This window comes from Cyanobium sp. Cruz-8D1, from assembly GCF_024345975.1.
GTDB lineage: Bacteria > Cyanobacteriota > Cyanobacteriia > PCC-6307 > Cyanobiaceae > Cyanobium.
Map to the genome: position 1 here is coordinate 1 of NZ_JAGQCD010000049.1, position 17,935 is coordinate 17,935.

At 66.3% G+C, this 17,935-nt stretch carries 19 protein-coding genes and 1 pseudogene; 12 read left to right on the plus strand and 8 right to left on the minus strand.

Annotated features, from left to right (window positions below; all coding sequences use genetic code 11):
• From KBZ33_RS18625 to KBZ33_RS18635, 3 genes are all read right to left on the minus strand, one after another.
• On the minus strand, positions 1 to 263 hold a 263-nt coding region (locus KBZ33_RS18625; protein WP_254954957.1), incomplete at its 3' end, for a Rho termination factor N-terminal domain-containing protein.
• Positions 264 to 488: 225 nt separating this feature from the next.
• A complete protein-coding gene (locus KBZ33_RS18630) occupies positions 489 to 1,253 on the minus strand; it encodes a phycobilisome rod-core linker polypeptide (protein ID WP_254954955.1) in 765 nt (254 codons plus the stop codon).
• Between the two features lie 115 nt (positions 1,254 to 1,368).
• Positions 1,369 to 1,980, minus strand: a complete 612-nt coding sequence (locus KBZ33_RS18635; RefSeq protein ID WP_254954954.1) for a phycobiliprotein lyase — start codon at positions 1,978 to 1,980, stop codon at positions 1,369 to 1,371.
• 64 nt (positions 1,981 to 2,044) lie between these two features.
• On the opposite strand from KBZ33_RS18635, the gene KBZ33_RS18640 reads away from it, so the two are divergent.
• Complete coding sequence (locus KBZ33_RS18640; RefSeq protein WP_315859237.1) at positions 2,045 to 2,935, plus strand: EamA family transporter; 891 nt, start codon at positions 2,045 to 2,047, stop codon at positions 2,933 to 2,935.
• On the opposite strand, the gene KBZ33_RS18645 is transcribed toward KBZ33_RS18640, so the two are convergent.
• Both KBZ33_RS18645 and sufR read right to left on the minus strand, forming a co-directional pair.
• Positions 2,895 to 3,269: a hypothetical protein gene (locus tag KBZ33_RS18645; RefSeq protein ID WP_254954952.1), complete on the minus strand. Its 375-nt coding sequence runs from the start codon at positions 3,267 to 3,269 to the stop codon at positions 2,895 to 2,897. The genes KBZ33_RS18640 and KBZ33_RS18645 overlap by 41 nt on opposite strands.
• A 3-nt stretch (positions 3,270 to 3,272) precedes the next feature.
• Positions 3,273 to 3,986 (minus strand): iron-sulfur cluster biosynthesis transcriptional regulator SufR, encoded by a 714-nt coding sequence (gene sufR / locus KBZ33_RS18650; RefSeq protein ID WP_254954951.1) that lies wholly within the window; start codon positions 3,984 to 3,986, stop codon positions 3,273 to 3,275.
• A gap of 192 nt (positions 3,987 to 4,178) precedes the next feature.
• Here sufR and KBZ33_RS18655 point away from each other — a divergent pair, with 192 nt between their 5' ends.
• The 5 genes from KBZ33_RS18655 (at position 4,179) to KBZ33_RS18675 (ending at position 9,455) form a co-directional block, all read left to right on the plus strand.
• Complete coding sequence (locus tag KBZ33_RS18655) at positions 4,179 to 4,544, plus strand: ferredoxin-thioredoxin reductase catalytic domain-containing protein (protein WP_254954950.1); 366 nt, start codon at positions 4,179 to 4,181, stop codon at positions 4,542 to 4,544.
• Positions 4,545 to 4,561: 17 nt separating this feature from the next.
• Complete coding sequence (gene sufB, locus KBZ33_RS18660; RefSeq protein WP_254954949.1) at positions 4,562 to 6,004, plus strand: Fe-S cluster assembly protein SufB; 1,443 nt, start codon at positions 4,562 to 4,564, stop codon at positions 6,002 to 6,004.
• A gap of 73 nt (positions 6,005 to 6,077) precedes the next feature.
• The gene (sufC, locus tag KBZ33_RS18665; RefSeq protein ID WP_254954948.1) at positions 6,078 to 6,881 is read left to right on the plus strand and encodes a Fe-S cluster assembly ATPase SufC; all 804 of its coding nucleotides are present in this window, start codon (positions 6,078 to 6,080) and stop codon (positions 6,879 to 6,881) included.
• Position 6,882: 1 nt separating this feature from the next.
• Complete coding sequence (gene sufD, locus KBZ33_RS18670; protein ID WP_254954947.1) at positions 6,883 to 8,151, plus strand: Fe-S cluster assembly protein SufD; 1,269 nt, start codon at positions 6,883 to 6,885, stop codon at positions 8,149 to 8,151.
• 23 nt (positions 8,152 to 8,174) lie between these two features.
• Positions 8,175 to 9,455, plus strand: a complete 1,281-nt coding sequence (locus KBZ33_RS18675; RefSeq protein WP_254954956.1) for a SufS family cysteine desulfurase — start codon at positions 8,175 to 8,177, stop codon at positions 9,453 to 9,455.
• Positions 9,456 to 9,935: 480 nt separating this feature from the next.
• Here the strand turns inward: KBZ33_RS18675 and KBZ33_RS18680 are convergent, their stop codons facing one another.
• Entirely contained in the window at positions 9,936 to 11,435 is a 1,500-nt protein-coding gene (locus KBZ33_RS18680) for a vanadium-dependent haloperoxidase (RefSeq protein WP_255011899.1), read from the minus strand.
• 245 nt (positions 11,436 to 11,680) lie between these two features.
• Here KBZ33_RS18680 and KBZ33_RS18685 point away from each other — a divergent pair.
• The 5 genes and pseudogenes from KBZ33_RS18685 to KBZ33_RS18705 all read left to right on the plus strand — a co-directional run.
• Positions 11,681 to 12,192 (plus strand): annotated as a pseudogene (locus KBZ33_RS18685) (aminotransferase class V-fold PLP-dependent enzyme); the annotation flags it as partial.
• Positions 12,193 to 12,399: 207 nt separating this feature from the next.
• Complete coding sequence (locus tag KBZ33_RS18690; protein ID WP_254954945.1) at positions 12,400 to 12,534, plus strand: hypothetical protein; 135 nt, start codon at positions 12,400 to 12,402, stop codon at positions 12,532 to 12,534.
• 40 nt (positions 12,535 to 12,574) lie between these two features.
• A complete protein-coding gene (locus KBZ33_RS18695; RefSeq protein WP_254954944.1) occupies positions 12,575 to 13,417 on the plus strand; it encodes an ABC transporter six-transmembrane domain-containing protein in 843 nt (280 codons plus the stop codon).
• 197 nt (positions 13,418 to 13,614) lie between these two features.
• Positions 13,615 to 13,869, plus strand: a complete 255-nt coding sequence (locus KBZ33_RS18700) for a type II toxin-antitoxin system HicA family toxin (RefSeq protein ID WP_254954943.1) — start codon at positions 13,615 to 13,617, stop codon at positions 13,867 to 13,869.
• A gap of 146 nt (positions 13,870 to 14,015) precedes the next feature.
• Positions 14,016 to 14,207 carry a toxin-antitoxin system HicB family antitoxin gene (locus KBZ33_RS18705; protein ID WP_254954942.1) on the plus strand — a complete coding sequence of 64 codons (192 nt, stop codon included), beginning with the start codon at positions 14,016 to 14,018 and terminating at the stop codon, positions 14,205 to 14,207.
• A gap of 289 nt (positions 14,208 to 14,496) precedes the next feature.
• Here the strand turns inward: KBZ33_RS18705 and KBZ33_RS18710 are convergent, their stop codons facing one another.
• Positions 14,497 to 15,204, minus strand: coding sequence for a trans-aconitate 2-methyltransferase (locus KBZ33_RS18710; protein WP_254954941.1), 708 nt, complete (start codon positions 15,202 to 15,204; stop codon positions 14,497 to 14,499).
• 129 nt (positions 15,205 to 15,333) lie between these two features.
• Here KBZ33_RS18710 and KBZ33_RS18715 point away from each other — a divergent pair, with 129 nt between their 5' ends.
• Entirely contained in the window at positions 15,334 to 17,718 is a 2,385-nt protein-coding gene (locus KBZ33_RS18715) for a cyclic nucleotide-binding protein (RefSeq protein WP_254954940.1), read from the plus strand.
• Positions 17,719 to 17,747: 29 nt separating this feature from the next.
• Here the strand turns inward: KBZ33_RS18715 and KBZ33_RS18720 are convergent.
• Positions 17,748 to 17,935, minus strand: a 188-nt coding sequence (locus KBZ33_RS18720; RefSeq protein WP_254954939.1) for a hypothetical protein, incomplete at its 5' end; no start/stop codon positions are given.

The window sequence follows — 17,935 nt, forward strand, 5'->3', positions numbered from 1 at the left end:
TGGAGGGCGCCTGTGCGGTCGTCCTCGGAGATGTCCCAGAAGACGTAGGCCCACTGGGGATCACGGGGCAGGAAGACGACGCGGGTCTCGGCGGCGGGCCGGGGGGCCGGGGCCATGTCGGCCTCGATGCGCTCAAGGCTCCGCCCTTCCCCCTCCTCCACCTGGCGGGTGCTGATGGCCTCCACCAGTTCCTCCTTGGACTTGCGGCTGTACAAAGAAACGCCGAGGTCACTGGCAATCTGCCGCAGCTGGCGCAGCGTCATCATCGCCAGGGAGGTCAGCGTCTTCTGGCTCACAACATCAGAATTCGTTTGGGATCAGTTTGAAGGAGCTTTCTCCTCTTTGGGCGGGACCGGTTCCCGGTGGTCAGGATCCACTGACGGCTTGAAGCGTGCCTGGCTGCCCATGGACGAGTCCACGACTGAAAAGGCCCCGCAGCGGTGACGCTGCAGGGCCCAGGTGGAAGCTCTGGTGGAATCGGCCCGAGCTCAGCGACCGATGCTGCGGTAGGGAACCTTGGCGAGGTAGTCCATGCCGGTGTTGCCGGCAGCGGCGCCGCCGACGCCACGCAGGGCGGGCAGGGTGCGGACCCAGGGCAGGTAATCCTGCGGGAAGCCACCGCGGCGCTGCTGGGCACGCTCCGGGAAGCTGCGGGTCTTGCCGGTGTAGACGATCTGGGGGAAGCCCAGGATGCCGCGGTAGTACGACTCGTAGCGGGGAGAGGTGAGGTTGAAGGGGGTCTCACCGACCTGACGGGAGCCCACCACCCGGTTGCGGTGGAAGGGCACGGTGTCGTAGCCGAAGGCGTCGAGGTACTCCTGGGAGTCGAGGATGTCGTCGACCATGCCGCGGACCCCGCGGGTCATCAGCACGGCGGACCAGGCAATCTCCTCGGACTTGCCGTAGACCTGGCGGCCCAGGAGCTTCTCGACCAGGTGGCGGGCCACCCGGTAGTTGCTGTTGAGGTTGTAGAAGCTGCGGTTGAAGGTGTCCGACAGACACAGCGAGCGGATGAACTCCCGCACGTTGATCTGGCCGTCCCGCAGCTGGGACTCAAGGGTGCGGTCGCGGTCGACCTTGAAGGCATGGAAGAAAATCTGGCGGTAAGCCGCTTCGATCACAAAGTTCTGATCTTCCCGGTCCATGGCCTTGTCCATGGAGGCAGCCTTGGGGTCCTCGTCGGAACCCACCCGGAACGGCGTCACACGCGAGTTCTGGGTTGTGGGGGCGTACTTGAGGAGTGGAAGAGCCACGCGTGGTCCGGCATCCGTCGATGGGGATCGTAGAAGTAGGGCCGCGGCGCCCCCGGGCGCGGAAGGGGAGGGCTCACAGTCCGTAACGTTGGGCACACCCCCAGCGACGCCGATCTCACCAGCCCAGGGCTGACAGGCAGGCGGTTTCGGGGCTGGTTGTGGCGCTGGCTGGGGGCGCCGAATCGCCTGCCGTCTCGCTGGGGATCCGGGTCTCGACGCAGAAGGAGGCGGTGTTGGAGAGCCCCTCGACCGTGCTGGTGCGCAGGCGCACATCGGGCCCGGCGAAGCTGAACCGCTCCAGGCTGTTCATCGTCTCGTAGCTGGTGGTGAGCAGCAGGCCGTCCCGGTCGTCCATGGCGAAGTGACCGGCCACCGGCGCCGTTTCGGCGTAGCCGCGGTCGCGCAGCAGCAGGCCCTGGCGGCCGCGTGGATCGTTGGGGATCAGGCCGAAGACGCTTTCGCCTTCGTGGGCTTCGCCGGCCTTGTCCCAGGCCATCGAGCCGCTCCAGCGCACCCGGCAGCCGCCCACCAGGCCGCCCGGATCCTGGCCGTGCAGGACGGCGATCGCCTCCAGGCGCGGATCGGCCGCCTCCAGCTCCACCACTTCAATGAAGGAGCCGCCCGCTTCGGCGCGCCGGTGCAGCAGGTGGTGGCTGCTGCGCTGGGAGCGCCAGCGGCCGCAGCTGAGCCGGAAGAAACTGATGGCGTCGGCGATGGATCCGCTCACGGGGCCTCAGGCGAAGGGGCGCGATCAGGCGATGATCGCAACTCTCCCACCCTCCTGCGGCCCCTTGTCCGCCGCTCCCGTCGCCGCCGGCCTGGCGGCCGCGTTCTGCTGGGCCTTCGCCAGCCTGCTGTGGCGCCGGCTGCCCACCTCCCTCTCGGCGGCCCGGCTGAATCTGCTCAAGAACCTGCTGGCGGTGGCCCTGCTGCTGCCGCTGGCCCTGGCGCTGCCCTGGCAGCTGGCGCCGCGCTCGCTGCTGCTGCTGGCCCTCAGCGGGGTGCTGGGGATCGCCCTGGGGGACACGCTGTTCTTCGCGGCCCTGCGGCGGCTGGGCACCCGGCGCACCCTCACCATCGATGCCGGCGGTCCGGCGGTGACCAGCCTGGCGGGGGTGGCGCTGCTGGGGGAGGTGCCCCGGCCGGCCCAGTGGCTGGGGATCGGGCTGATCAGCCTGGCGGTGCTGCTGGTGGTGCATCAACGCGCCCCCCGGCAGGACCAACCGGAGGGCTCCGAAGCGGCCGGGGTGGCCCTGGCCCTTGGGGCCCTGGCCTGCGGCAGCGGCGGAGCGCTGCTGGCGCGGGCGGGGCTGCTGGCCGGGGGGCCGGAACCGCTGCAGGCCGCCACCCTGCGGCTGGGGGCGGCGGCGCTGGTGATGCTGCCGTTGCTGGTGGGGTTGCCGCGGGCCGCCCATGGCCCCCGGCCGGCCGGCCGCCGCTGGCCCCTGGCCCTGGCGGCCACGCTGCTGGGCACCAGCGCCGGGATCGCCCTGCAGCAGACCGCCCTGGCGGGTCTGCCGGGGGGGCTCGCCGTGGCCCTGCTGTCGACGGCGCCGGTGATGGCCCTGCCGCTGGCGGCCCTGGAGGGGGACAGGCCCGGCTGGCGCGGGGTGGTGGCGGCAGCCGCCGCCCTGGCCGGGGTCAGCCTGGTGGCGGGACTGGTGGGGCTGCCGGGGGCCTGACGCGCCGGTCGGCCTCTTGGGAGGCCCAATGGATCAGGTCGGGAAGGTCGAGGGCCAGGGGCTCCCGCCCGGCGGCGGCGGCGATGGCCTCGAGCTGCTGCCCCACCCGCTCCATCTGGCCCAGGAAGGCCTGGGCGAAGCGGGCGTCTTCACGGATCACCGGCTGCTGCAGGGCCCAGGCTTCGATCGCCCCGGCCGCAGGCAGCCCGCCGCTGGGGTGGCCGGCGATGGCCTGCAGGGTGCGCAGGCCATGGGCCAGCAGCCGCAGGTGGTGGCGTTCCAGGGTGGGGAGCAGGCTGGCCTCCAGCTCTTGCAGCTCGTCAGGGCTGAGCACGGCTCAGGTGGCCGGGGCGGGGCTGGCAGCCAAGGGGGCGATGCGGAAGCCGCAGCTGTGGCCGCCCTCGAGGCGCCAGTGGACGCGATCCACGGCGCAGTCCGGGAAGGTGTGGCGGATCAGGCGCAGTTCCTGGTCGCAGACCACCGGGTATTTTTCGGCGATGCGCACCACGGAGCAGTGGAACTCGCTGATGACCCAGGCAGGTGTGGCGCCGCTGGAGTTGGGGTCGTCGTCGCGGCGGCATTCGGCCACGTAGCCCTCCTTGCGCCGCAGTTCCACCAGCCGCTCTAGCCGCTGGCCCAGGGGGCCGCTGCCGATCAGGCGGCGGTAGTCGGCGGCCTTCTGTTCGGCCTGCTGGCGCAGCACCAGCTCCAGGGTGTCGGCGGGCAGGTTTTCGGTGAGGGTATGGAGCAGGCCGAGGGCGAAGTTCTCGCTGCCGTCGGGGAAGCGGCCCTGGCCCTGGGCGGTGAGCCGCCAGCGGTTGCTGGGCCGGCCGGGACCTTCATGGGAGGGGCTGGCTTCCACCAGGCCGTCGTCCTCGAGGCTGCGCAGGTGACGGCGCATCGCCTGCACCGACACCCCCAGGGATCCCGCCAGCTGGGCCGCCGTGGCTTCCCCTTCCCGGAGCAGCACCGACAGGGCTGCCTCCCGGGTGGGATGGGCCCCTTCGACAGGGCCGGCCGCGGGGGCGGGTGACTGGGCGGGGGCGCTCATGACGGGCATCTGACCAAAACACCATGCCACGCACTCAAGGGGAACGGGGGCCCGGCCGTGGTGCCCGCCGGGGCGTCACAATGGCCCCTCCATACCGCCAATGGACTGCGCCTGTGCCTTAGGCTCCCGTAGTAACGAAACCAAAATGTTTCGTTATTCGATCCACCGGTGCGCGCAACCGACGCTCTGCCCATGACCGACGCCTCCACCACCACGACCCCCGCCGCCGGTGCCGAAAGCCTGGAGGTGATCCGCCGTTTCGCGGAAACCTACGCCCAGCGCACCGGCACCTACTTCTGCAGCGATCCGGGGGTCACCGCCGTGGTGCTTGAGGGTCTGGCCCGCCACAAGGACGAGCTGGGTGGTGCTCTCTGCCCCTGCCGCCACTACGAAGACAAGGAGGCCGAGGTGGCCCAGGCCTTCTGGAACTGCCCCTGCGTGCCGATGCGGGAGCGTAAGGAATGCCACTGCATGCTCTTCCTCACCGAAGACAACCCCTTCCGCGGCGAGGAGCAGACCATCAGCCTCGAAGACATCCAGACCCTCACCGCCGGCTGAACCGGCCCCTTTCCCCCATGGCGAGCAGCGCAACCGTCGGCGATCTGGTGAGCCAGCCGTACAAGTACGGCTTCGTCACCGACATCGAAACCGAGAAGATCGCCAAGGGGCTCAGTGAAGACGTGGTGCGGCTGATCTCCGCCAAGAAGAACGAGCCCGCCTTCCTGCTCGATTTCCGTCTGCGCTCGTTCCGTCAGTGGCTGCAGATGGAGGAGCCCGACTGGGCCACCCTGGGCCATCCGCCGATCGACTACCAGGAGATCATCTATTACGCGGCGCCCAAGCAGCAGGAGAAGAAGGCCAGCCTCGATGAGGTGGACCCCAAGCTGCTGGAAACCTTCGAGAAGCTCGGCATCCCTCTGAGCGAGCAGAAGCGCCTCTCCAACGTGGCGGTGGATGCGGTGTTCGATAGCGTCTCGATTGCCACCACCTACCGGGAGAAGCTGGCCGAGCACGGCGTGATCTTCTGCTCGATCAGCGAGGCGGTGAAGGACCACGCCGACCTGATCGAGAAATACCTCGGCACGGTGGTGCCCGGCAACGACAACTACTTCGCTGCCCTGAATTCGGCGGTGTTCAGCGACGGCTCCTTCGTGTTCATCCCGAAGCGGGTGGAATGCCCGATGGAGCTTTCCACCTATTTCCGCATCAATTCCGGCGACACCGGCCAGTTCGAGCGCACCTTGATCGTGGCCGAGGAAGGGGCTTCGGTGAGCTATCTGGAGGGTTGCACGGCGCCGATGTTCGACACCAACCAGCTGCATGCGGCGGTGGTGGAGCTGGTGGCCCTCGATGACGCCTCGATCAAGTACTCCACGGTCCAGAACTGGTATGCGGGCGATGAAAACGGCAAGGGGGGCATCTACAACTTCGTCACCAAGCGGGGCCAGTGCCGCGGCGACCGCAGCCACATCAGCTGGACCCAGGTGGAAACGGGCTCGGCGATCACCTGGAAGTACCCCAGCTGCGTGCTGCAGGGGGCCGATTCGGTGGGCGAGTTCTACTCGGTGGCCCTCACCAACAACCGCCAGCAGGCCGACACCGGCACCAAGATGATCCACGTGGGCCCCCGCACCCGCTCCACGATCGTGAGCAAGGGGATCAGCGCCGGCCACTCCTCTAACAGTTACCGGGGGCTGGTGCAGCTGGGGCCCAAGGCCGTGGGCGCCCGCAACTACAGCCAGTGCGATTCGATGCTGATCGGCGACCAGGCCGCCGCCAACACCTACCCCTACATCCGCTCCCAGCAGCCGGACGCCAGCATCGAACACGAGGCCAGCACCTGCCGCATCTCCGCCGACCAGCTCTTCTACCTGCAGAGCCGGGGGATCGCCTTCGAGGAGGCGGTGTCGATGATGGTGAGCGGCTTCTGCCGCGACGTGTTCAACCAGCTGCCGATGGAGTTCGCCGCCGAGGCCGACAAGCTGCTGGCCCTCAAGCTCGAGGGTTCGGTCGGCTGATCCCGGCCCATGGCCACCCCGGCCGCCCCAACGCTTTTTTCCCCGTCCCTTCCCTGCCCTTTTCCCCCCCGCCGTGATCCGCCCCGACGCTCCCGTCCTCCTCGAGATCCGTGATCTCCAGGCCCGCGTGGAGGACCAGCCCATCCTCAAGGGGGTGTCCCTGACGATCCGCGCCGGCGAGATCCACGCGGTGATGGGCCGCAACGGCAGCGGCAAGAGCACCCTCTCCAAGGTGCTGGCGGGCCACCCGGCCTACACCGTCACCGGCGGCACGGTGCGCTACGTGGGCGACGACCTGCTGAGCCTGGAGCCCGAGCTGCGGGCCAGGGCCGGCCTGTTCCTCGGCTTCCAGTACCCGGTGGAGATTCCCGGGGTGAGCAACCTGGAGTTCCTGCGGGTGGCCACCAACGCCCGCCGCGCCGGCAAGGGGGAGGAGGAGCTCGACACCTTCGCTTTTGAGGATCTGGTGCGCGAACGGCTACAGGTGGTGCAGATGGATCCGGCCTTCCTGGAGCGCAGCGTCAACGAGGGCTTCTCCGGCGGCGAGAAGAAGCGCAACGAGATCCTGCAGATGGCCCTGCTCGACCCCCTGGTGGCGGTGCTCGACGAGACCGACTCCGGCCTCGACATCGATGCCCTGCGCATCGTGGCCGGTGGCGTGAACCACCTGGCCGGCCCCGACAACGCCACCCTGCTGATCACCCACTATCAGCGTCTGCTGGACGTGATCACCCCTGATTACGTGCACGTGATGGCGGTGGGCCGGATCCTGCGCACCGGCGGCAAGGAGCTGGCCCTGGAGCTGGAGGAGCGCGGCTACGACTGGGTCGACGCTGAGCTGGCGGCCCTGGAGCGCACACCGGCGGAGGTGGGCTGAGATGGTGGCCGCTTCGCTCTCCACCCCCACGGCCGCCGCCGGCGCCGGTCCGGGCGGCTGGGTCACCGCCCTGCTGGCGGAAGCCGCCAGTGGCGCCGATGCCCTGGCGGCCAGCCGCGAGCGGGCCGCCCAGGCCCTGGCGCAGACTCCGCTGCCAACGCGGCGTGATGAGGCCTGGCGCTTCACTGACCTGGCGCCGCTCACCGGCCTGAAGCCTTCGCTGCTCAGCCCGGCCCCGACGGCTCAACCGGAGCCGGCGGGCGGAAGCTTGCGGCTGACCCTTAATGGCCACAGCGATCCCCTCGCTGGGATCAACCTGCCGGCGGGCCTCGAGCCCATCAGCGGCGACGGGCTCAGCGAGAGCCTGGGCCAGGTGCTGGCCGCCACCGGCAGTGCTGGGCTGTGGCCGGTGCTGCTCAACGGCGCCACGGCGCAAAATGTGCTGGCCCTGCGGGTGCGAGGCACAGTTGCCACCACCCTGGAGCTGGTGAGTGACGCTGGCGCCGACGAGGGGATCCTGCCCCTGCGGCTGCTGCTGATTCTTGAGCCGGATGCTTCTTTGGAGGTGCTGCAGGTGCACCGCAGCGGTGGCCCCAACCTCACCAGCGTGGTGCTGGAGGCCCGCCTGGGTGAGGGCGCCGAGCTGCGCCACGGTCTGCTGGCCCCCGGCGCCGAAGCGGCCTGCCTGCTGGCCACCGTGGCGGTGGAGCAGGCCACGGGCAGCCGCTACAGCGGCGTGAGCGCCCACGGTGGCTGGGCCCTGGGGCGGCTGGAGCCGCGGCTGGTGCAGCGCGAGGGGGCGGCCCACAGTGCCCTCAAGGCGCTGCAGCTGGCCGATGGCCGCCAGATCAGCGACACCCACAGCCAGATGGTGTTCGAAGGTCCGGACGGGCGGCTGGAGCAATTGCACAAGGCGGTGGCTGACGGCCAGGGCCGCAGCGTGTTCAACGGGGCGGTGCAGGTGCCCCGTGCAGCCCAGCGCACCAATGCGGCCCAGCTGAGCCGCAACCTGCTGCTGTCGGATCGGGCCCGCATCGACACCAAGCCCGAGCTGGAGATCGTTGCCGACGACGTGCGCTGCGCCCATGGAGCCACCGTGAGCCGGCTGCAGCAGGACGAACTCTTCTACTTGCAGAGCCGCGGCATCGCCGCCGACCAGGCGGCCCGGCTGCTGCTGCGTGGCTTCTGTGAGGAGGTGCTGCAGGCGCTGCCCGCTGCCGCTGCGGCCTGGCAGCCCCTGGCCAGCCTGCTGGGGGAGCAGGGCCGATGACGGCGACCTCCACCAACTCCCCGATGATCACGGCCCCACCGATGGGCGGTGCGCCGCTGGTGGCCGACCTGGCGGTGCAGACGCGGCCCGATTTCCCGCTGCTGAGCCAGACGGCCTGCCTGGGGCAGCCGCTGATCTACCTGGATTACGCTGCCACCAGCCAGAAGCCGCGCCAGGTGCTGGAGGCGCTGCAGCAGTACTACAGCCTTGATAACGCCAATGTGCACCGCGGCGCCCACCAGCTGAGCGCCCGCGCCACCGACCATTTCGAGGCGGCCCGGGGCAAGGTGGCCGCCTTCATCGGTGCCGCCAGCGCCCGGGAGATCGTGTTCACCCGCAACGCCACCGAGGCGATCAACCTGGTGGCCCGCACCTGGGGTGACGCCAACCTGGGTGAGGGCGATGAGGTGCTGCTGTCGGTGATGGAACACCACAGCAACCTGGTGCCCTGGCAGCTGCTGGTGGCCCGGACGGGGTGCGTGCTGCGCCATGCGGGCGTGACCGAGAGCGGCGAGCTGGATCTGGAGGACCTGAAGGCCAAGATCAGCGATCGCACCAAGCTGGTGAGCCTGGTGCATGTGAGCAACACCCTGGGCTGCCTCAACCCGATCGAGGCGGTGGCCGCCCTGGCCCACGGGGCCGGCGCCCTGCTGCTGGTGGATGCCTGCCAGAGCCTGCCCCACAAGCCGGTGGACGTGGCCGCCCTGGGGGCCGATTTCCTGGTGGGTTCCTCCCACAAGCTCTGCGGGCCGACGGGCATGGGCTTCCTGTGGGCCCACGAGGCGCTGCTGGAGTCGATGCCCCCGTTTCTTGGGGGCGGCGAGATGATCCACGACGTGTACCTGGACCACAGCACCTGGGCCGATCTGCCCCACAAGTTCGAAGCCGGCACCCCGGCGATCGGTGAGGCGATCGGCATGGGCGCCGCCCTCGATTACCTGCAGAACCTGGGCATGGAGCGCATCCACGCCTGGGAGCAGCAGCTCACCCGGCACCTGTTCGAGCGGCTGCAGGCCATCGACGGCGTGCGCATCCTCGGCCCCACGCCAGAGCAACAGCCCGATCGGGCCGCGTTAGCAGCGTTCAGCGTGGAGGGCCTGCACGCCAACGACATCGCCGCCCTGCTGGATTCGGCGGGAGTGTGCATTCGCAGCGGCCACCACTGCACCCAGCCCCTGCACCGCCACTATGGCCTGGCCAGTTCCGCCCGCGCCAGCCTGGGCTTCACCACCAAGCCCGAAGAGATCGACCGCTTCGCCGAGGAGCTGGAGGGCACGATCGGGTTTTTGAGGGAGCACAGCTAAGGGGGGGGGGTAGGTCTCTGCCTTGGTGTCGGAGCGGGCGAAGCTGGTGTCGAGTCGAAGGGGGATCGCCCCCTTTTCTGGTTCGCTGAACTGTCGAAGAAGTCGTTGGGTGGATGCGTTCATCGCTACCAGAGTGGCTGCCCAAGTCCGTCAAGAGTTGGTCAGGGAGATGTGTGTGATCAGCCTTGGCTTGTTCGGTTGCGTCGAACAGCATGAGTAAGCACTGAGAGTGACTGGGACTGCTGGTCTTGTTCAGAAGTTTTGGTGGCGACGGCTTGCCTAATCGCCATACAGTTGATTGTTTTCTTAAGGCATGTTTTGGAGCATGGCCAGATGTTGGGCTTATGCTATTGGAGCTTGCGAATACTCATTGCGTTGATGGATAATGATCTGTCTGCATGAAAATGCCGCCGGTTGGGAGCGGCGGCATGGATGGAGAATGGCCTCTCTGGATTAGATTAAAGACTTGCAGTGCGGATATTATGCTGGATCTGCAACCTTTGAGTCGTTGATTACTGCCTGAGGGATGTTGATTTTCAAGGCTACTTGATTGGCAACCTGGCATCCCAGCCAAACTCCACCGCGGCGACCGAGCTCAATAGGGACAGATGGGATGCCGAAATCGCCTTTGGGGTCATTCCCCTTTATGGTTACCCCATCAAACTGCCAGTGCACTCCAATGTAAACGCGACTCACGGAATTATCTATAATCGCATCCCAAAGGCTGGAATAACTCCTAGGCAGCTTTGGCCTTGGCTCCTTGTCACCGCGGGGATCTCTGTTCCTGCCATTGTATTCATCTGAAAGGAAGCAGAAAGCCAGATTATCGAGACCTTCGGGGGTGAAACTAGCTTGATCCAACTTGTGTACCAAGAATGTTCGAAGTAGCTGAAAGGCTGCAGCTCCGAACGTTGCATGGCCAGAGGGGTAAGCAGGAAAATCCGGAGTCAGGCCAACGCCTGACCGGTTGGTATCCGGTCGACCGAGCGGACGCCAGCCAGGCTCAGGTGGTGCAAGATTTCCCAAGCCGTGCCGGATCCCAAGGACTGGTCGCCACATCATGTGGTCTTCGCTGTATTTGTAGCGCCAGGCTTCAATGGCGGCATCTGCCATGGCCAGAGCCGTGGCGGCGATGATCAGCAGTTCATCCTGTTCGCTGAGTCCGTCAGGATGTCGTGATTGGATTTCATCAAGCACCGCTAAGACCACCTGCATGTACAACCGCGGTGGCGTGCCTAATTCTGGTGGGCCATCGTAACCCCAGTAAATTCCGATTACCTCCTCATCCTGGGTGCGTTGCCGATCTTGCAGAGCTCCCTTGACCTGAACCTTTTTAAAATCGGCAGCGAAGTGAGCATCAGGTTGTACAGAAGTAGCGCTGATTCTGCCGGGAGGCTCGGCAAAGTCAGTGATTTCATCGATGAGGAGATACTTGGCAGTTCCCCAGATGCTGCCTGCAAACTTCTGATCAGGCTCTTCAGGTGGAACATTATGTGTATATGGTCCGCCAGGTACGAAATTGCCTGGTCCCCGTGCATTGCGGTCCTTGATTCCAAGATGATGAATGGCGTCACCCACCATGCGCCCATACAGTTCCCAGGGCTCCTGGTCTGGCGGCAATATACTGATGAAAAGTCTTGTCCAGAAAGCCCATGCTTCATTCAGGCTACTGGCCTGTTTGGGATAGCGATGGATCAGTACTTCGTGGCAGGCAGCCGCCGCAGAGAGATTCGCACAGCTTTCCATGCATTGTGAGCCAGGCAATGCAGGAAGAGGTGGAGGTGTTTTGAGCAGAAGTGATTGTCCGCCGAGTGTAGTGATATACCCGTCGTATAGAGCCCCAAGGGCCATGCCCAGTGCCCTTGATGTCATGAAAGGTCCTGTTTGATCACCGCTTCCGAAGGCGGGTGTGTGATCTCTTCGACTGCATTCGAGTGAAACATTGACCCAGAAGCGCATGGCTTTGGATGCGGCAGGCATGTTCAATTCTCCGAGAGGAAGAAGCGGCGGGTTGCTAGGGCTGGGCTTTGATGGGATGCAATTCAGCTTGATTTAATTGAGGGAACGCTGCTAGCCCTGGTCCCGCTGGAACCCTATATGAAGTCTTTTTGTGATGCCGGACTGAGCCACAAATATTCATCTCTTCTGATCGATGAGCCCGTGTAAATACTGCCGCGGCTTTGGTGTCAACCTGCTGCAGAAATGGCATTGCATGTTGCCAGCTTGCCGATGTAAATGGCGGCTGTCATAGCGGCGATTCGCCATCCACTTCATCGTCATCGAAGCGGCCCGGGGCAAGTTGGACGCCTTCATCGGTGTCGCTAGCGCCCGGGAGATCGTGTTCACCCGCCATGCCACCGAGGCGATCAACTTGGTGGCCCGTACGGGCTGCGTGTTGCGCCATGCGGGCGTTACCGAGAGCGGCGAGCTTGGATCTGGAGGATCTGAAGGCCAATCTCAATGAGCGCACCAAGCTGGTGAGCCTGGTGCGCGTCAGCAACACCCTGGGCTGCCTCAATCCGATCGAGGCGGTGGCTGCCCTGGGGGCCGATTCCCTGGTGGGTTCGTCCCACAAATTGTGCGGCCCGAGGGGCATGGGCTTCCTCTGTGCCCATGAAGCGCTGCTGGAGGCGATGCCCCCGTTCCTGGGGATGGCGAGATGATCCGCGATGTGTACCTGGATCACAGCACCTGGGCTGATCTGCCCCACAAGTTCGAAGCCGGCATACAGGCGATCGATTAAGGCGCTACATCATGGCCTGACCCATCATCGCAGCTATGTCATTCGAGGATGACCTTCCGCTCCTTTTTCGGCCCTTTGGTGTTGCACTACGCGTTGGTCGTGCTCCAACTGGGTTTGGGACTTCAGGCCTTTTCATGAACAGGCCCCGGCCTTAGAGACGTCAGCGTTGGATCGTGGTGGCTGGCCTGTTGGCGGTTTTGGGTGGCGCCCTGGTGCTGCTCCAGGGCAAGGCGGCTCTGCTGGCTGCGCCAGACGACGGCACCTGTCGTCGTGGTGACGGGACTGCTGCTGATCGTCCTGGGGGCCGTCAGCCTGGTGCGCTGGTCGCGACTCTGAGCCTCTGAAGAAGCCAGGCTGGTGCCATCAGGGCCAGCTGATGACGCAGACGATCCTTTCGAGCCTGTCCCGCGCTGAACGGCTGTCGATCGCCGGCACTTACTCCCTCACCCTGCTGGAGAACCTGTGCATGCTCGCCTATCCGGCCATCACCGGCTGGGCGGTCGACGGGCTGCTGAAGGGCAGCTACCGGGGCCTTTCGGCGCTGATCGCCGTGTGGCTCGTGCACCTGGTCATGGCCTTCGTGCGCCAGCGCTTCGATACCCGCGTCTTCATGGGCCTCTATGCCCGCTTCGCCGTGCTCACCGTCGCCGAGCAGAAGCGCCTCGGCCACGGCACCAGCATTGTCTCGGCGCGGGTCGCGATGATGCGTGACATGGTCGGCTTCTTCGAGGCCGATGTGCCGGCGATGTTCTCCCAGGTGGTGACCGTGGTCGGCTCGCTGGTGATGCTGTTCACCTACGACCTCGAGGCGGGATTCATCGCGATGGCGGTGCTGCTGCCGATGGGGCTCGTCAACGCCTGGTACTGGCGGCGCGCCCTGCGCCTGCACCGCGGCCTCAACGACCAGATCGAGCGCGAGATCGAGGACATCGAGGCGGCGCGCCCGCTGCGCCTGCGCCGCCACTTCGGCCGCGTGCGGCGCTGGCATGTGCAGCTCTCCGACAGCGAATCGTGGACCTGGACCGTGACGGAACTCGCCACGATCGTTGCGCTCGTGATCCTGCTGCTCGACTTCACCCGTTCGCCGGCCTTCAGTGCCGGCGCCATCTATGCCGTGCTCGCCTATGTGTTCGATTATCTGGATGGCCTCGACAGCGCTCCGGCGTTGGTGAACAACGTCGCCCGGCTCCGCGACATCCGGGCGCGGCTGGGAGGCTGAGCGGCAGCCCATTGCAGCGTGCAACCACGGCCATCGTTGGCGCCCCCGAAGTGGAAACGTGCGTTCCCGCAATGGTTTTGCTGCAAGCCAGCCTGATGACCCAGGGTCATTCACGGCAGTCCAATACGCGGTATCCGCGTCCAGCAAGCCGTTGACCGGAAGCCGCATCTGGTACGGAGAGGCCGTGCCATTGTGCAATGAAGCGGAGGCGCCAGCGCACCCTTGGGCTGATCTTCTCCCGTCCCGTATGCGGCAGCTTGCCGTGGAGAGACATTGAAGCTCTGTTTCAGGAGCTTGGTGGGGATGTCAGTGAGAGGGGGGGCAGCCGAGTCGCGGTCGTTCTGTTCGGCGAAGTCAGGGTCTTCCACAGGCCCCACCCATCTCTCGATGCAGACAAGGGTGCGATCGCTTCAATCTGCAAATGGCTTGAAGAACACGGGGTGACACCATGAATCTCATGAATGTGGATGGCTACTATGCGAAAATCGATTTCGACGAGGAAACGGATTAATTTCGTGGTGAAGCTCTTGGGCTTTCTGGGGGAGCGGACTTCTATGGATCGAGTCCGGACGAGCTTCGTCGAGAGTTCAAAAAGTCATTGGACGTTTTCCTTGAAGTCAGCAAGGAGCAAGGAATCGAGCCCCGCAGGCACTTTTCTGGTAAATTCAATCTACGGATTACGCCTGAACTGCACGAGAAATTGGCGATGATTGCGGAGGCGCAGGGAAAGCCTCAATACGCTCGCTCAAGAAGCACTCCAGAGAAGTGTCACTGCAAGAGGAACGGATAACAAGCCCCTTCTATTTTAAGCGCTTTTAGCTCTTTGGGCACTGGGCTTCGCAACCTTCTCCCTGCTTGCTTCGGTCGCGTACGCACTGGACCGGGACGTGCCGTGCCATCTGTACTCTTCCCTGGCGCAGGCCTCTACGTCGTCCTGAACGGATCTCTGCTTTTCGGTAGCGGCTTTGGACGCTATGGACTTTCTGGTTTTCGTCTTTGGTTCGGCTGCAGGATGGGCAAGTCAGCTTGTTGCTTTGGTTCTTCTCGTCCGCAACCTTGATGGGTGTGAATGATGCTCGCTAAGCCGGAGTGAGCAGCGCCAGGGCTTCGGCCCGGTGGTCGCCCTGCCAGAGCCATTGCCACCGCCAGCCGCAGGCCTCGGCGGTATGGCGGATGGCGTCGCGATCCGGCGGGAAATCGAACTGGCTGAGATCGTCGATCACTGGCTGCTGCAGCTCGGGCGTCAGCACGCCCCAGCTGCTGCGGATTCGGCCCACGTAGCGCGCCACGTAGCTCTGGCGGTCTTCTCCGGGTGGGCGGAACACGTCGGCCCAGAGGAACAGGCCCTGCGGGGCCAGCTGGCGCCGGCTGAGCCGCAGGAAGCGGGCCTTGTCGTCGTCGCTGAGATGGTGAATGGCGAAGGCGGAATGGAGCAGGTCGACCGGTTCGGGCCCCGGATCGGCTTCGGCCCAGGCCAGCAGATCCTGCTGCCGCCACTGGCAGGGATAGGGCACCGGGCCCAGGGCGGCCGCCGCCCGGGGCAGCACCGGGGCGGAGAGATCCACGCCCAGGTAGGAGCCCAGCGGCAGGCCTCGCAGCAGCGGCGCCATCACGGCCAGGTCGCCGCAGCCGAGATCCACCATCCGGGCCAGCGGTGATCCTGCTGGCCGGGCGGCCAGCCAGGCCCCCACCGCCTGGCCCAGGGCCGCCGTCAGGGCCCGGTGCTGCATCAGGTCGTGGTCCACCACGGCGCGGTAGGTGGACCACTGGCGATCGAAGAAGTCCATCCGGGGGTGTGCGGGCGTGTACCTCCACCGTGAGGATGGCAGCCCGAGCCCGCGAAACCGCCCGCCAGTCAGCTTCTGGAGGCCATCGCTAAGGTCGGCGCCACCTGGGCACAGCGGCGAGGGCCATCAGTGACGGAACGGCGGTTGCATCTGGTGCGCTGGGGGCTCACCACCGGCTGGTTGCTGATCATCCTTTCCCTGCTTTACGACCCGTTCACGCCCCAGTTCACCGAGCCGGGACACCCCTGGAGCCCCCTGCGCCTGCCGGAAGCCTGCGTGCCGGTGCAGGGAGCCTGCCTGACGGAAGCCCCCTATCCCCTGGGCACCACGGTGTTCTGGGGCCTGGTGGTGCCGTCGGGGATCTTCATCCTGCTGGTGTTCGGCCATGAGCTGTGGCGGCGGATCTGCCCGCTCTCCTTCCTCTCCCAGATCCCCCGCGCCCTGGGTCTGCAGCGGCAGATCACCAAGGTGAATCCCAAAACGGGCGAGAAGCGCCTGCAGCTGGCCAAGGTGCCGGCCGATTCCTGGCTGGGCCAGCACTACTCCCGGCTGCAGTTCGGCTGGCTGTTCGTGGGCCTTTGCGGCCGCATTCTCTTCTTCAATGCCGACCGCCTGGTGCTGTTCGCCTGGCTCAGCTTCACCATCGTCTGTGCCATCGCCGTGGGCAGGCTCTATGGCGGCAAGAGCTGGTGCCAGTACTTCTGCCCGATGGCACCGGTGCAGAGCGTCTTCTCCACCCCCACCGGCCTGCTGGGCAGCAAGGCCCACATGGCCAGCACGCCGATCACCCAGTCGATGTGCCGCACCGTCCAGCCCGACGGCAGTGAGCAGAGCGCCTGCGTGGCCTGCCAGCAGCCCTGCATCGACATCGATGCCGAGCGCCTCTACTGGGCCAAGTTGCCCAGCCCCGCCTTCACTTTTGATCGTTACGGCTACGTGGGCCTGGTGTTCGGCTACTTCGTCTATTACTACGTCTACGCCGGCAACTGGGAGTACTACTTCTCCGGAATCTGGCTGCGCCAGGAGGACCAGCTGGCCCAGCTGCTGCGGCCGGGCTTGTTCCTGTTCGGCCAGTCGATCGATGTGCCCAAGCTGGTGGCGGTCCCCCTGTTCCTGGGGCTGTGCACCTGGCTCGGCACCCTCGCCGGCCGGGCGATCGAATCGGCCCTGCGCACCCGGGTGCGGCGCGGTGGCGCCGAGCCCGACCGCGAGCGGATCCGCCATCGGGTGTTCGTGGTGGCCACTTTCCTGGTCTTCAACTTCTTCTTCCTGTTCGCCGGCCGCCCGCTGCTGCTGCTGGCTCCCTACTGGCTCCAGTACCTGTTCGATGTGACCCTGGTGGCCGTCAGCACCCTCTGGCTCTACCGGGCCTGGAACCGTTCCCCCGATCTCTACGGCCGCGAGAACCTGGCCGAGCGCTTCCGCAAGCAGCTCACCCGCATGGACCTGGACGTGGGCCGCTACCTCGACGGCCGCTCCCTCGCCGACCTGGGCACCGAGGAGGTGTACGTGCTGGCCAAGGTGCTGCCCGGCTTCACCGGCCAGAAGCGGCTTGAGGCCTACAAGGGTGTGGTGCGGGAGGCCCTGGAGGAGGGCTTCGTCAATGCCGCCAGCAGCCTGGAGGTGCTCAAGCAGATGCGCCTCTCCCTCGGCATCAGCGACGGCGAGCACCGCACGCTGCTCGAAGAACTCGGCGTCGAGGATCCCGGCCTGCTCGATCCCGACAGCCGCCGCAGCCTGGAGGATCAGATCCGTCTCAGTGGCTACCGCAAGTCGCTGGAGCGGCTGATGCTGGTGCAGCGCCTCGGCAGCGGCCCGGTGGCGGGCGGCCCCGATGGCGCTTCCCTGCAGGCCCTGCGGCGCGAGTACGGCATCTCCTCCCGCGAGGAGGAGCGGGTGCTCGACGACCTCACCCCCGCCGCGGCGGCGATCCACAAGGTGGAGCGGCTGCTGGAGCGGCTTCCGGCCCTCACCGACGGCTACCGGGCCCTGCACCAGAGCGCCCTGCGCCACCAGTCCGCCGTGCTGGCCCTGCTCGACGACCGACTGCAGCTGCGCAAGGAGCTGACGCTGCGGGCGATCCTCGACGGCCTGGCCACCCTCCAGGAGGATCCGGCGGTGCCGGGCCTGGTGCAGCGCCTCCAGGCCATCGCGCCCCTGGGGCTGCCGGAGTTGCTGCGTCAGGAGGGCTGGGAGCGCCGCCTGCCGGCGGCCGTCGCAGGCACCCTTTCCCACCCCGGCGGTGAGGCCCCCTCCTGTTCCCTGGAGATGCCCGTCGACGAAACCCTCAGCTTCCTGGCCAGCCTGGCGGCCGATCCCAGTCCGAAACTGGCGGCCGCCGCCCTGTTCCTGACGGCCTGCCTCGATGGCGGCCGGGCCCGGACCCTGGCGGCCGAGCTGGGTGCGACGGGGGCCCCACCCCTGCTGCGCCAGACCGCCCGTGCCGTCGAGGCCCTGCAAGGGCCCCCGGAGTTGCGTGGTTTCCCGGAACTGGAGAAGCGGGTGTTGAACTAAGCCGCTACGCGGCAGATTCCAACAGCCAATTATAGCCCAGTTCCTGTCAGGGCCTTCCATTGCGTCGCCGATACGACCAGGCCACTGCGGCTGAGTGCGGCGGTTGGCTGGGCCTCAATGCCGATCAGCCAGAAGAGAAAGACACTGAGGAATGCGCATCCACCGATGTGCAGCGTTCCTTCATCTTTTCTTCCAGAGGTATGACCCATGGATCCTG

Coding starts and splice junctions, on each gene's coding strand:
- KBZ33_RS18655 (WP_254954950.1), top strand. CDS start 4,179: ATGACCGACGCCTCCACCACCACGACCCCCGCCGCCGGTGCCGAAAGC.
- sufB (WP_254954949.1), top strand. CDS start 4,562: ATGGCGAGCAGCGCAACCGTCGGCGATCTGGTGAGCCAGCCGTACAAG.
- KBZ33_RS18700 (WP_254954943.1), top strand. CDS start 13,615: ATGAAGCGGAGGCGCCAGCGCACCCTTGGGCTGATCTTCTCCCGTCCC.
- KBZ33_RS18680 (WP_255011899.1), bottom strand. CDS start 11,435: ATGCCTGCCGCATCCAAAGCCATGCGCTTCTGGGTCAATGTTTCACTC.
- KBZ33_RS18675 (WP_254954956.1), top strand. CDS start 8,175: ATGATCACGGCCCCACCGATGGGCGGTGCGCCGCTGGTGGCCGACCTG.
- KBZ33_RS18710 (WP_254954941.1), bottom strand. CDS start 15,204: ATGGACTTCTTCGATCGCCAGTGGTCCACCTACCGCGCCGTGGTGGAC.
- sufD (WP_254954947.1), top strand. CDS start 6,883: ATGGTGGCCGCTTCGCTCTCCACCCCCACGGCCGCCGCCGGCGCCGGT.
- KBZ33_RS18695 (WP_254954944.1), top strand. CDS start 12,575: ATGACGCAGACGATCCTTTCGAGCCTGTCCCGCGCTGAACGGCTGTCG.
- sufR (WP_254954951.1), bottom strand. CDS start 3,986: ATGAGCGCCCCCGCCCAGTCACCCGCCCCCGCGGCCGGCCCTGTCGAA.